Genomic DNA, 12,724 nt, shown 5'->3' with positions numbered 1-12,724 from the left:
GAGGGAGTTCAGTAGTATAAATAAAGGCCTACCTCTCATTACAAGGATGTTACTTATGTCACTCTCATCTACTAAGGACTTTCGCTTGCAAGAATTGTCGACTAGTACCTTACTTGTCAGTATTTTGGCGGCTCTAAGTTTAAGCGCTTGCAGCTCACAGCAAAGCGTCGCGACGGCTAGCGACAATAGCAGCCGCATGATAGAAAGTGAGGTTTCAGTGACTTCTGCGCCGGTTGTAGTGTCAGCGCCAGCATCTCAAGTCAGGCGAAAGGCCACAAACTCGCAAGCGACAAGCCAATCTATGAGCCAGGCCAATGTGCTCTATGATATCTCCTCAGAGCCAGCCATTATTAGACCTGCGCCTATAGTAGTAGAGCAAACCGGTGATAATTACCAAAAAAACATCGCCAATCCTATCAATCGTACGATAGATAATCCAGTAGCGACGCTATCTATCGATACCGACACCGGCAGCTATAGCAATGTGCGCCGCTATCTCAACGAAGGCCAGATGCCGCCTGCCGATGCGGTCAGAATCGAGGAGATGATCAATTATTTCCCTTATGATTTTTCCAATAGTCAGCGTTTAGGGCAAGCGCCATTTGTGGTAGAAACAGAGATTGTCGATTCGCCTTGGGATAGAGTCGATCAGGCCAATCAAATTCTGAAGGTCGGTATCAAAGCTGTCGATCCGGCCCAGTATACCCGTAGCGTGAATACTCAGCTGCCACCGGCCAATTTAGTGTTTTTGGTCGATGTCTCAGGCTCTATGAATTCCTCTGATAAATTGACGCTTGCTAAAGCCACTTTAAACTTACTTGCTAAGCAGCTGCGCGCTGAGGATACTATCAGTATTGTCACTTATTCAGGTAGTACCCGAGTAGCGCTAGCACCGACGAGCGGTGATAAGACAGCCACCATCCAAGCGGCAATCAATAGTCTAAAAGCAGCGGGTAGTACTAATGGCGAGGACGCGCTCAAGCTCGCTTATGAACAAGCCAGTCAAACGTTAAAGAAAGGCAGTATCAATCGTATCTTGATGCTGACCGATGGCGATTTCAATGTCGGCATTAGCGATGTCGATGAGATGCTAGATTTGGTCAAAGCCAATCGCGATCGCGGTATCTCCTTATCCACCTTGGGCTTTGGTCGCGGCAATCTCAACGATTATATGATGGAGCAAATGGCGGATAACGGTAATGGTAATTATAGCTATATAGACAGCTTAAGCGAGGCCAAAAAAGTGTTGGACGATGAATTAAATGCCACCTTCAATACCGTCGCTAGCGATGTGAAGATTCAGCTAGAGTTCAACCCTACACAGGTCGATGAATGGCGTTTAATAGGTTATGAAAATCGTGTATTAGCCGAAGAAGACTTCAATAATGACAAGATTGATGCCGGCGAGTTAGGCGCTGGCAAGGCCGTAGTCGCCTTATTTGAACTTACGCCCAAAGGGGAAAAAGGTGCAACCTCGCCGCGTCGCTATGCTGATAATATAAAAACGGCAACTAGTAATAAAGGTAATAATAAAGAGCTAGGCTTTTTGAAAATTCGCTACAAAGCGACCCCGCAATCATCCTCACAATTGCTGGAGGTGCCAATTGCTACGGTAAATAAAAGAACTTCCTTAATGAGCGTGCATCCCGATACCCAGTTTGCGGTGGCAGTAGCGAGCTTCGGACAGCGTCTACAACAAAGCCCTTATATTAATGACTGGCAGTATCGCGATAGCACCCAGCTTGCCAACCAAAGTCTCAGCTATCAAACGGTCAATGACACTAATGGTCTGCGCCGAGGCTTTGTCGAATTAATGGAGCTTGCGGAAGCTCTACAACCTATAAAAAATAAACAATAGTAGGTAGTAGGAGAGCAGCGATTACCGAAAGCTAGCGTTATTATTCGTGAGCAATTTCAAGGATGGTTGAATAGGAAGACTTTAGTTTGGTAAATATTATTACTGCTTTCATCGATGCAGTACTCTTTATCTAACTAATAACGAATACTTTTGATTAAAATAGTAACCGTCAAGTCAGTTTGCACACGCAAGTAACATTCTTTTATATTGAGTAGTCTGTACAAAGTGTGTATGTTAAGGGTTACGCGGGTGTCCAATCAATTATTTTACCCTTTACTATTTTATTAGGAGCAAGAAGATTATGGAAAATCAAGTAAACTCAACCCGTAATAATAACCCTGTTTGGCTAAAGACTTATGAAGATCTCGGGCTGACTTATGATATCAAAATGCCGCCTGAAAACAGCTCACTTATCGATATCGTCGAAAAGAGCTTCGTCGATTTTAGTAGTAGAACAGCTTTTATTTGCATGGGCTCTTCTATTACCTTCCAAGAAGTAGATGAATATAGCAAGCAAGTCGCTGTTTATCTGCAGTCGCTAGGGCTGACGAAAGGCGACAAAGTAGCCGTCATGATGCCGAACATCTTACAGCTTCCCGTTACCGTTATCGGTGTGCTACGCGCAGGCCTCACCTTAGTTAACGTCAACCCTCTATACACCACCTCAGAGCTTGAGCATCAGCTGACAGATTCAGACGCCAAAGCGCTAATCATGGTCGAAAACTTCGCCAAAACTTACCAAGATATCGGCCGTGACGTCGTTGATAATGTCGTCATCACTGGTATGGGCGATATGATGGGCGCGCTTAAAGGCTTTATGGTCAATACGGTCGTACGCCATGTCAAAAAGATGGTCCCTGATTACAATATTCGTAATAGCATCAGCTTCAAAAACATGCTGAAAAAGAGTCCAGCCCGTAAGTATAAGCGTCCAGATGATATTACTATGAGCGATATCGCTGTACTGCAATATACAGGTGGTACAACTGGAGTCGCTAAAGGCGCTATGCTCACCCATAGAAACTTAATTGCCAACTTAGTGCAAAGTAATACTTTCTTGGGAAGCGCCTTTGATGAGTTTGATAAGCGCGGCGAGCAGCCTGTTATTATGACCGCCCTGCCGCTGTATCATATTTTCTCCTTTACGGTCTGCGGCATGTTCGGTATTTATCGCGGTTGTATTGGTCTATTAGTGCCAAACCCACGTGACTTAGATAGCCTGATGAAAGCTTATGAAGCCAATCCGCCTTCGTTCTTCCCGGCGGTCAATACCTTATTTAACGCGCTTGCCATCAATGAGAAATTCAAAGCCATGGATCATAGCAAACTGCTCGTCTCTATGGGCGGCGGTATGGCAGTACTAAGCTCAACCGCTGAAAAATGGCGTCAAGTGACCGGCAACATTATCCTGCAAGGCTATGGTCTGTCGGAGACCTCTCCAGTATCAACGGCGAACCCAATCAATAGCACCACCTTTACTGGAACTATCGGTGTGCCTATGCCGGGTACTGAAATCGCCATTATCGATGATGAAGGTAATGAAGTCGCGCTAGGCGAGCGCGGTGAGATTGGGGTGCGAGGCCCGCAGGTAATGAAAGGCTATTGGCAGCGTAAAGAGGCCACCGCTGAGGTCATGACTGATGATGGTTATTTCTTAACCGGTGATATCGGTATCATGGGTGAGGATGGTTACGTGACGATTGTGGATCGCAAAAAGAATATGATCTTAGTTTCAGGTTTCAACGTTTATCCGACTGAAGTTGAAGAGGTGATGTCAGGTCATCCTAAAATCGTTGAGTGCGGCGTCATCGGTATCGATAATGGCGAGAGCGGTGAGGTGCCAAAGATCTTTGTGGTGCGTCAAGACGACAGCTTAACCAAAGAAGAAGTATTGAAATATAGCCAAGATAACCTTACTGGCTATAAGCGCCCGCGTTATGTTGAGTTCATCGATGAGCTACCAAAGTCTAACGTAGGCAAGATTTTGCATAAAGATTTGCGTGATATGGAAGCCAAAAACAACGCTTAAGTTAAATTTAGCGAGTGATAAGCTACTATTCAAACCAGGTTAAAAATTTCAGATATTAAATGTCTGATATTAGCAAATAGAGATAAGGTGGCCACGAGCTGCCTTATCTTTTTTTGTGCCACTTTTTTTGTATCGCAGGGTTTTGCTTAGCGATAGAGAATTTTTAGCAAAAATGCTATAGTCGCTAGCACTAGAATCCTGTAATTTTACTAAATAAAGAGTGCTTTTTAATAATGACATTCTAAATACTACCTTAAATTGACTCATTTAGGACCATTTATGACTGAGAATAACAAGGCTTCATCGCCCGCCATCCAAAATGAATTTCCGACGATACCGAACATACCTAGTGATAGACCTTGGCTCAATGCTTATGAGCGTTATGACATCGATGCTACTATTGACATGCCAGAAGACGATACTTCACTGCTTGATGTTTTTGAGCGCAACTTTCGCCGCTATGGTAAAAAGAGCGCTTATATCTGTATGGGCGCATCAATCAGCTACCAGCAGCTCGATCTCTATAGTCGCCAGATCGCCAGTTATTTACAGTCCCTTGGTCTCAAAAAAGGCGATAAAGTCGGCGTGATGATGCCTAATATTTTGCAGTATCCTATTGTGGCGCTTGGCATCATTCGCGCGGGCATGATCTTAGTCAACGTCAATCCTCTTTATACTAGCCGTGAGCTGTCGCATCAGTTGCATGACAGCGGCGCCAAAGCGTTATTCATCGTTGAGAACTTCGCTAAGACTTATCAAGAAGCTGAGGATAAAGGTCAAGTTAAGCATGTTATCGTCTGTAAATTGGGTGATATGCTCGGAGCGGTCAAAGGAGTAGTCGTTAACTTAGTCGCCCGCCACATCAAAAAAATGATTCCTTCTTATAACCTGCCCAACAGTACCTCATTTAAGCAAGCGCTAAATTCCGTATCCGCTAGCAAATATCAGCGCCCTAATCTCAATCTAAGCGATGTGGCGCTGCTGCAATATACTGGTGGCACAACTGGCGTGGCCAAAGGCGCAATGCTATCGCACGGTAACTTAGTCGCCAATATGCTACAGATCAGTGTACTGATGAATAGTGCTTTTGAGGATGACGCCAATAGCGATGATGTGATTTTGACTGCGTTGCCGCTGTATCATGTCTTCTCGTTTATGGTCTGCGGCATGTACGGTATGTACCAAGGCTATACGGGCTTACTGATTCCTAATCCGCGTGATCTCGACGGCTTGATTAAAGAGATGGATAAATATAAGCCTTCCTTTATCCCCGCCGTCAATACTTTATTCAACGGCCTTGTGCATCACGATGATTTTGCAAAACTAGATTTCTCTAATCTAAAAGCAGCTATCGGCGGCGGCATGTCTGTACTCCCAAGCGTTGCTAAAGAATGGCATAAAGTCACAGGCTTACCTATTGTAGAAGGCTATGGCCTGTCTGAAACCTCACCAGTAGTAGCTTTCAATCCAATGACTATTGCCAAATTCACCGGTAAGATAGGTATTCCTGCCTCCAATACCGACATTGTTCTTATCGATGATGATGACAATGAGGTAGCCATCGGTGAGCGCGGCGAGATCTGTGTGAAAGGACCGCAGGTGATGATAGGCTATCAAAACCGTCCTGATGAGACCGCAGAAACCTTTACCAAAAACGGTTATTTGAAAACCGGCGACATCGGCATTATGGATGAAAAAGGCTTTATCAAAATCGTTGATCGCAAAAAAGATATGATATTGGTCTCAGGCTTTAACGTGTATCCAAACGAGATTGAAGAGGCAATGAGCGAGCACGCTGCGGTGAAAGAAGTCGGAGCTATCGGCATTCCTAATGACGAGCGCGGCGAAGATCCAAAGATTTTTGTGGTAAAAAAAGGCAATGTCACCGAACAAGAGCTAATTGATTTTGGTAAAAAACAACTGACCGGCTACAAGCGTCCTCGCCATGTACAGTTCGTTGATGAGCTGCCAAAGTCCAACGTCGGCAAAATCTTACGTAAAGAGTTACGTAAAATGGAAGGTTTAGAATAAACGGCATGTTCTGCTGTTTGGCATTCATTAAACCCGAATTGCTCATAGAGCCGTACGGCAACGCGCCAATCTTGCTATTAGCGCGCTGCCACGTTAGGATATCTTCTATATTTTATAAGGGATTTTATACCCTTATCGTAACTCTACCTTAGGATACTATATGCGTAATGATAACCGTGAGCTTGACCAACTTCGTTCAATCAGCTTTGAGCGTCACTATACCAAACATGCTGAAGGCTCGGTGTTGGTTAGCTTCGGCGATACCAAAGTGCTCTGTACCGCCAGTGTCGAATCCGGTGTACCGCGCTGGCTAAAAGGTAAAGGCAAAGGCTGGGTGACTGCCGAATATGGTATGCTGCCACGCGCGACCAATACCCGTAACCAGCGCGAAGCGGCGCGCGGTAAGCAGTCGGGTCGTACCCAAGAGATTCAGCGTCTAATCGGTCGTAGCTTGCGCGCGATGATCGATCTTAGCAAGCTGGGCGAAAACACTATCTATCTTGATTGTGATGTGCTGCAAGCGGATGGTGGGACGCGTACGGCAAGTGTCACCGGTGCGGCAGTCGCATTGATCGATGCGTTAGAGAGCCTACAAAAAAGCAAAAAGCTCAAAGCGGATCCGCTCATTGGTTTGGTCGCTGCAGTGTCAGTCGGTATGAAGGACGGTCAGGCGTATCTAGATCTCAATTATGAAGAGGACTCTAATTGCGATACCGATCTAAACGTGGTGATGACGCAAAAAGGTGAGTTTATTGAGCTGCAAGGCACTGCTGAGGATAAGCCATTTACCCGCGCGCAAGCGGACGATATGTTGGCGCTAGCCGAAAAAGGCATCAGCGAGCTGGTCGATCTACAAAAAACAGCGTTAGGCTGGTAAGGTATCTAATTAGCTAGCGGGTTATGCTAGTTATCTTCTAGCTACGGGCCAAACACGAGTTGTTTTATTATTCTGTGACAGGTTGTCTCTATGCTTAAGTTGACTGATGATGGTGCCAAGATTAGCTTACAAGGACAGCCGCCTACTGGTGACAATGGGCTGTTTTGGTTTGGCTCGGCACTATTGATAGGGGCGATTGGTGTGGCGATGGCGATGAGCTTATTGCCGGAGCGCCTTTCTATCGGTGCCCTTGCTCTGCTCATTATTGGTAGCTTTTTCTTTAATAGACAGCGCCAGCAGCGTAAAAAACAGCTCAGCGGCGTTATCAGCAGTGGTGTACTGTGGGTGCGCGCAGGCGAATTGGTTCATGATAGCAATGGCAAGCGCAATTCTATTCAGCTCAGCGAAGGTGATAAGATCACGCTATTCGGTGAACAAATCCAGATTTTAGATGCTAACGATAACCGCAAATACCATATTAGCGGCTTTGATAGCGTAGAAGAAGCTAAAGCGGCGCAAGCAATCTTGCAAGGTCAAACGCTGAGCAAACGTCACGTCAATATTAAGATGCAGGATAGCTCAGATTAAAGCTTTGTTTCTCTTTATATCAACTAAATACTTAGCCGCTTTCTTTTTACTTTATATTTATAGATGACAGTGAAAAAGCTCGTCTATATTTTCATTTTCAGCTGTCTTTTTTATTACACCCTCCCTCAATAGATCATAATACCGCTTATCTAGCTTTTATTACTCTTTGTCGGTAATATTGCACTGATAATACTTGCAGATTCCTATATAAATAGTTTATAACTGAAGTTATTCGCTTTACCTAAGCGGTATCAAACCATTACGGCTTGATGTTTATTATTAGATATTTACTATTATAAGTACAATGACTATGTTGACAGGGAGTGGGTCATGTCGCGTTTTTCGGTTTGCTCAAATGTATACTTAGCTGGCGCGTCATGCTTAATGGCAGCGTTGTGGATAGCAATGGCAGGCCAAGCTCATGCGGATAGTATGAGCGCACTTATTGCGCAAAAGTCAGCGCAGGCCAGTGCCCGATATACGCCTTCGTATTCGACAGTGCCAACTGCTACAGTGAGTACTCGCTCTACCATTAAGCGGGCTAATGCTACTCGTAGCGATAGCCTTTATCAATATCCGCAAACCTCTTATCAGCCACAAGTCTTGCCTGCGTTTTTATCCGGCAGTTATGATAATGTAGATAGTGAATACTTGCCAATATTGAGCCAAGCTGAAAGCCAAAGTAGTACGGCTGCGCGCGAGGTCATTAGTACCGCACGCACTATGGCGCTCAATGAGCGCGCCATCATTCAAGGCGGCTGCTGGGACTATCTAAATGTAGTATTTAAGAGAGCAGGGGTGACTCGCGATACCGTGCATAAAGGCGTCTATCGACAAGGCCCGTATGCCGCGAGTCACGAGATACAAGCGGGCGACTGGCTGTATTATATTAATCATGGCTATAACGGCGTCGAGCACAGTGGTCTGTTTGTTGGCTGGGTCGATGAGTCCGCTAAGCAAGCATTAATGCTTAGCTACGCTGGTGAAAACCGCCGCGAGCCTGCGCGCTATAAGGTTTATGATCTCAGTAATGTCTATCAGATCATGCGTCCAACTATTTAGCTGCAATTACAGACACTCTTAATGAATACGCGTAAAAAAGCGTCCATAGCTGTATAAGCTGTGAACGCTTTTTAATGATAGCCAATAGTGAGCGCTCTAGAAGGGCTTAACGACCACTAAGATAACAATAATTACTAAGCCAAGTACCGGCACTTCATTGAACCAACGCCAGAAAACATGCGACTTATACTGCGGATTATCAACCAGTTTTTTACGATAAAAGCCGCAAGCGCCATGATAAGCTGAGAGCAAAATGACTAACATTATTTTAACGTGTAACCAGCCCTGAGTCTTATAAACCTCCCAACCCAATCCCACCATCCATAAACCAAATATCCAAGTGGCAATCATCGATGGGGTCATGATGCCGCGGTACAGTTTGCGCTCCATTACGATAAAACGTTCTTGGCTGACAAGATCATCACTCATGGCATGATAAACAAACAAGCGCGGTAAGTAGAATATCGCGGCAAACCAGCAAACCATAGATATAATATGCGCCGCTTTAATCCAGTTAAAATAATCTGCCATAACTTACTCTCTATTTTCAATACGCTTATCTATAATGCTCTATAAGGGTTTTTACTAGGGCAAAGCGGCTTATTCAGTAAGCAATACTTCTGACTGCTGACCGCTTGCCGCATCAAAAACAGCAACGACTTTTGGGGCTTTAGGCGCTGCTATCTGCGCGGTTAAGCCCAGCTCTTGCATCAATCGGTTGTCATTGGCTTGGCTGGCATTACCTGTGGTTAGCAGCTTGTCGCCATAAAAAAATGAATTAGCGCCCGCCATAAACGCCAATGCTTGCTCGGCATCAGATAAGCTCTCACGCCCTGCTGACAGGCGCACATAGCTTGTCGGACAGCAGATACGCGTCACCGCAATCGTACGAATCCACTCCAGTACCGAGAGCTCGCCCTCGCTTAACACCTTATCACCGAGCGGTGTGCCTTTGATAGGCACTAATAAATTGACAGGGATAGATTCTGGCGCTTTTGGCATCTTTAACAGCTCATGCACCCAATCAATGCGATCGTCTCGGCTCTCTCCCATACCAACGATGTTACCGCTACAGACATGGATACCTGAATTACGGACATGGCTAATGGTGTCTAGTCTGTCATCATAGCTGCGGGTACTAACGACTTGATCGTAATAATTTCTAGAAGTATCGAGGTTATGATTGTAGTAATCAAGCCCAGCATCGGCTAATTGACTTGCCTGCTCTGAATCGAGCATTCCCAAGGTCATACAAGTCTCAAGCCCTAACGCTTTGACTTCCTTTATAAGCTCAATCACATAAGGCATATCTTTATTACTAGGATGCTTCCAAGCCGCTCCCATACAAAACCTGGATGATCCGCTAGCTTTGGCGCGTTTGGCAGCGGCAAGTACTTTATCTACTGCTAAGCGTTTTTCGGCTTGTAATTGGGTCTTATCACGGTGATGGCCAGACTGCGAGCAGTAGCCACAATCCTCAGGGCAGTTGCCGGTCTTAATAGATAGTAAAGTGCTAATTTGCACCTCATTAGCAGTAAAGTTCTCTCTATGAACGCTTTGCGCTTGCAACAATAGATCCATAAGTGGCAAATCAAAGAGTTCTGCTATCTGTGTACGACTATGCTTATGAGCAAAAGGGCGAGTCTGATTCTGGGTGGCGTCGGTTGCTAGAGCAGCGGCTGATTTAGCAGAATGTACGAAGGTAGAAGGTACAAAACTGCTGGTATCATCTGCTTTATCATTAACTGCATTAGGCTCTGAGATACTAAGTAATCCTGCCATAATTAATCCTTTAATTTCTATAGAACGTCAGACCAAAACACAAACCTTAGGTCATAAAAAAAGTTACGGTATCTAGTATACCGTAACCCTAATTAAAATACTTAACGCGAGGAAATAAAGCTACTCAGTCGCTATTTGGCAAAAATTATTTGCCTAGCTTATGTTTAGCGACGCCTACCCAATGCTCCGCAAACTGCTGGGCTTTATAAGCGTAAGGTTTAGCTTTAGTGATATAAGGCTCACACTCTTCTGGGATAGCAGGCACGATGTGCTTAGCAAGCTTATTGAACCACATCATTAGGCTATAATCACCATCAATGCTGAGATTACCTTCTTGTACCGCCGTCATAAAGGCTGGCAAGCTACCTTTCGTTAATAATCTTACGCCCGTCATGGAATCCTTGAATTTGATCGTCAGATCCGCTTTTTCAGCAGAGCCGCTTTTTTGTTCAAATTGACCGTTATCGAAACTAAAGTGACGAGCAATGTCTGCTTCTTCACTAGCGATTTCTATCACCACCTGACGATCAGCTAGTAGCTGTTGAAACTCTTCATTATCACTATCAGCAAGCATGGATAAGCGGTAGCCGACAACTGCGAGCAATACATCTAATGGATCAGACTTGATATCTAAAACAGGAACAGTAAACATAATAAGACTCCTAAGGGTCAGTAAAATAAAGCGTACTTTATAGTAATTATGACTATAAGCATATACTCAAATGATAACTTATGCGTGCAAAGCAATTCATTAGTAGTTGCGTAGAGACCGTTAAGTATCGTGTAACAATAGCTCATTATTATCTACTGCAGCTCCTGTGTTTTGAGTTGTAGCTTCTTTGGGTGTGATGGCTACTTTTAAGACAATAAAAAATGCGCCGGAGAGTCGCGCATTTTTGAAGTACAAACTAAAGGAGTATCACTCGAAGCGCGGCTGGTAATCGTCATAAATAGGCGAGTGTTCCACATAACGCGCTGCCGCGAGTGCGCGCTCTTGCTCCATCGCTTGACTGACGTCCTCGTAGCGTAGGGCGCGATACAGCACCCAAGCAAATAAGGGCAGCCAACTGATCCCCATCGCTGCCACATATCCATGCCAATCTGAGAGCGATGTCCAGAGCATCAGTCCACTATGCATCATCTCAACAGCTAACCAATAGGCGACGCCGCCCAATACATACCATAGCAGCCAGCGCTGCGAAGAGAGGACAATCGCGACTATGAGACTGGCTAATAAACCATAACCCAACAAAGCGCTCGCATTGCCAGTCACACTTAAGGTCTCAACACTGGCTATAGAAAATACAGTTGATAACATCATTCATCTCGCTATTCATAAGGTGAATTCCAATGACCTATTATGAAAGCAAAAGGGCAAAAGCTAAAGTGAGAAAAGCGTGGTTGCGACAACAGTTGACGTCTCTTTTTTTAGGCTATCGATCTTTATTGTTTATCACTCATGGCTAATAATTCGAGCGCGCTCGCTGACTTTGATATCCCCACAAAGACAGTAGTGATACTAGAACCGCGCCTAGTAGCATCAGCCCCAAAGTTGTCAGCCACTGCGCGCCAGTAGGGTAGTGCCAAGGCGCGACATTATGAATCGCATCGCTATTGAGCGTACCGAGCGCATCCACTTTCCACGGCCAAACCTTGACTAAGGAGCCGGCGATAAAGCCTGTTAGCAAAGCCAAAGTCGCTTGATAATACTTTGATAATAGCCACTTGAGCAGACGGGTAAAAAATAGCAACCCCGTCAGCATTCCTGCCATTAAGGTAAAAATAACCGTCAAATTAAAAGTGTCTACCGCTTCTAACACGGCATCATAAGCGCCCATGAGCAATAGGATAAACGAGCCTGAAATACCGGGCAGAATCATCGCACAAATGGCAATCGCTCCGGCAAAAAATAAATATGGCAAGCTTGGAGTGGCTGAGGATATTGGTAAATTACTGATGACGACCGCAACGAGCAATCCTGCGATAAACAAGCTTGCGCGCGCAGCCGTCCAGCGTTTGATCTCGCTCAGTAATATCACTACGGTGGCGATAACTAAGCCAAAGAAAAACGACCAAATTAGCAAAGGCTGATTATCCAATAAGTACTTAATCATCCCGGCTAAAGTGGCAAAGCTAGTAACGATACCTAATAGCAAGAACAATAAAAAAGTCGCATCGACTTGTCGCCAAACCGCAAGCAAGCCTTTTATGCCACCATCAGTACGAAACACTTGCCACAGGCTAGGGCCAATACTACCAAGCGCGTTAATAAGACGCTGATAAATACCCGCGATCAAAGCAATAGTACCGCCAGACACTCCTGGTACGATATCAGCGGCGCCCATTGCCATACCTTTTATGTAGACACCAATGTACTGTTTAGAGTGATCTGACTTACTAAGGGAGGAGGTGTTAGGTTGATGAACGGGCGGCGCATCTGGCCGCGGTGAGGGTGATGTCATTATTGACATTCCTTATAACAATGAAACAGTTAGAG

Annotated in this window: 11 protein-coding genes; 6 read left to right on the top strand and 5 right to left on the bottom strand. The window is 45.0% G+C overall.

Features of this window, described 5'->3' with window-relative positions:
• The first annotated feature begins 55 nt into the window (after positions 1 to 55).
• The 6 genes from ACS8E3_RS04980 (at position 56) to ACS8E3_RS04955 (ending at position 8,445) form a co-directional block, all read left to right on the top strand.
• On the top strand, positions 56 to 1,858 hold the full coding sequence (locus ACS8E3_RS04980) for a vWA domain-containing protein (protein WP_439241869.1): 1,803 nt from the start codon (positions 56 to 58) through the stop codon (positions 1,856 to 1,858).
• Between the two features lie 301 nt (positions 1,859 to 2,159).
• On the top strand, positions 2,160 to 3,887 hold the full coding sequence (locus tag ACS8E3_RS04975; RefSeq protein WP_439241867.1) for an AMP-binding protein: 1,728 nt from the start codon (positions 2,160 to 2,162) through the stop codon (positions 3,885 to 3,887).
• A 279-nt stretch (positions 3,888 to 4,166) separates the two neighbouring features.
• The gene (locus ACS8E3_RS04970; RefSeq protein WP_439241865.1) at positions 4,167 to 5,918 is read left to right on the top strand and encodes an AMP-binding protein; all 1,752 of its coding nucleotides are present in this window, start codon (positions 4,167 to 4,169) and stop codon (positions 5,916 to 5,918) included.
• Between the two features lie 160 nt (positions 5,919 to 6,078).
• Positions 6,079 to 6,795 carry a ribonuclease PH gene (gene rph, locus ACS8E3_RS04965; protein WP_439241863.1) on the top strand — a complete coding sequence of 239 codons (717 nt, stop codon included), beginning with the start codon at positions 6,079 to 6,081 and terminating at the stop codon, positions 6,793 to 6,795.
• 90 nt (positions 6,796 to 6,885) lie between these two features.
• The gene (locus ACS8E3_RS04960; RefSeq protein ID WP_439241861.1) at positions 6,886 to 7,383 is read left to right on the top strand and encodes a hypothetical protein; all 498 of its coding nucleotides are present in this window, start codon (positions 6,886 to 6,888) and stop codon (positions 7,381 to 7,383) included.
• Positions 7,384 to 7,713: 330 nt separating this feature from the next.
• A complete protein-coding gene (locus ACS8E3_RS04955; RefSeq protein ID WP_439241859.1) occupies positions 7,714 to 8,445 on the top strand; it encodes a hypothetical protein in 732 nt (243 codons plus the stop codon).
• A 96-nt stretch (positions 8,446 to 8,541) separates the two neighbouring features.
• Here the strand turns inward: ACS8E3_RS04955 and hemJ are convergent, their stop codons facing one another.
• The 5 genes from hemJ to ACS8E3_RS04930 all read right to left on the bottom strand — a co-directional run bounded on the left by hemJ (position 8,542) and on the right by ACS8E3_RS04930 (position 12,689).
• A complete protein-coding gene (gene hemJ, locus ACS8E3_RS04950; RefSeq protein WP_439241857.1) occupies positions 8,542 to 8,976 on the bottom strand; it encodes a protoporphyrinogen oxidase HemJ in 435 nt (144 codons plus the stop codon).
• A 69-nt stretch (positions 8,977 to 9,045) separates the two neighbouring features.
• Positions 9,046 to 10,227 (bottom strand): biotin synthase BioB, encoded by a 1,182-nt coding sequence (bioB, locus tag ACS8E3_RS04945; protein WP_439241855.1) that lies wholly within the window; start codon positions 10,225 to 10,227, stop codon positions 9,046 to 9,048.
• Positions 10,228 to 10,372: 145 nt separating this feature from the next.
• Positions 10,373 to 10,879 (bottom strand): SCP2 sterol-binding domain-containing protein, encoded by a 507-nt coding sequence (locus ACS8E3_RS04940; protein WP_439241853.1) that lies wholly within the window; start codon positions 10,877 to 10,879, stop codon positions 10,373 to 10,375.
• A gap of 267 nt (positions 10,880 to 11,146) precedes the next feature.
• A complete protein-coding gene (gene aciT / locus ACS8E3_RS04935; protein WP_439241851.1) occupies positions 11,147 to 11,548 on the bottom strand; it encodes an AciT family ciprofloxacin tolerance protein in 402 nt (133 codons plus the stop codon).
• A gap of 142 nt (positions 11,549 to 11,690) precedes the next feature.
• On the bottom strand, positions 11,691 to 12,689 hold the full coding sequence (locus ACS8E3_RS04930; RefSeq protein ID WP_439241849.1) for a DUF368 domain-containing protein: 999 nt from the start codon (positions 12,687 to 12,689) through the stop codon (positions 11,691 to 11,693).
• Positions 12,690 to 12,724: the final 35 nt, after the last annotated feature.

It is taken from the genome of Psychrobacter sp. 2Y5, from assembly GCF_051847375.1.
Classification (GTDB): Bacteria; Pseudomonadota; Gammaproteobacteria; order Pseudomonadales; family Moraxellaceae; genus Psychrobacter.
This window is presented reverse-complemented; position numbering and strand designations above follow the sequence as displayed.

What these genes read in the sequence shown, in the direction of transcription:
- ACS8E3_RS04930 (WP_439241849.1), bottom strand. Translation starts at nt 12,689, where the DNA reads ATGACATCACCCTCACCGCGGCCAGATGCGCCGCCCGTTCATCAACCT.
- rph (WP_439241863.1), top strand. Translation starts at nt 6,079, where the DNA reads ATGCGTAATGATAACCGTGAGCTTGACCAACTTCGTTCAATCAGCTTT.
- ACS8E3_RS04940 (WP_439241853.1), bottom strand. Translation starts at nt 10,879, where the DNA reads ATGTTTACTGTTCCTGTTTTAGATATCAAGTCTGATCCATTAGATGTA.
- ACS8E3_RS04955 (WP_439241859.1), top strand. Translation starts at nt 7,714, where the DNA reads ATGTCGCGTTTTTCGGTTTGCTCAAATGTATACTTAGCTGGCGCGTCA.
- ACS8E3_RS04975 (WP_439241867.1), top strand. Translation starts at nt 2,160, where the DNA reads ATGGAAAATCAAGTAAACTCAACCCGTAATAATAACCCTGTTTGGCTA.
- ACS8E3_RS04970 (WP_439241865.1), top strand. Translation starts at nt 4,167, where the DNA reads ATGACTGAGAATAACAAGGCTTCATCGCCCGCCATCCAAAATGAATTT.
- ACS8E3_RS04980 (WP_439241869.1), top strand. Translation starts at nt 56, where the DNA reads ATGTCACTCTCATCTACTAAGGACTTTCGCTTGCAAGAATTGTCGACT.
- hemJ (WP_439241857.1), bottom strand. Translation starts at nt 8,976, where the DNA reads ATGGCAGATTATTTTAACTGGATTAAAGCGGCGCATATTATATCTATG.
- aciT (WP_439241851.1), bottom strand. Translation starts at nt 11,548, where the DNA reads ATGATGTTATCAACTGTATTTTCTATAGCCAGTGTTGAGACCTTAAGT.
- ACS8E3_RS04960 (WP_439241861.1), top strand. Translation starts at nt 6,886, where the DNA reads ATGCTTAAGTTGACTGATGATGGTGCCAAGATTAGCTTACAAGGACAG.
- bioB (WP_439241855.1), bottom strand. Translation starts at nt 10,227, where the DNA reads ATGGCAGGATTACTTAGTATCTCAGAGCCTAATGCAGTTAATGATAAA.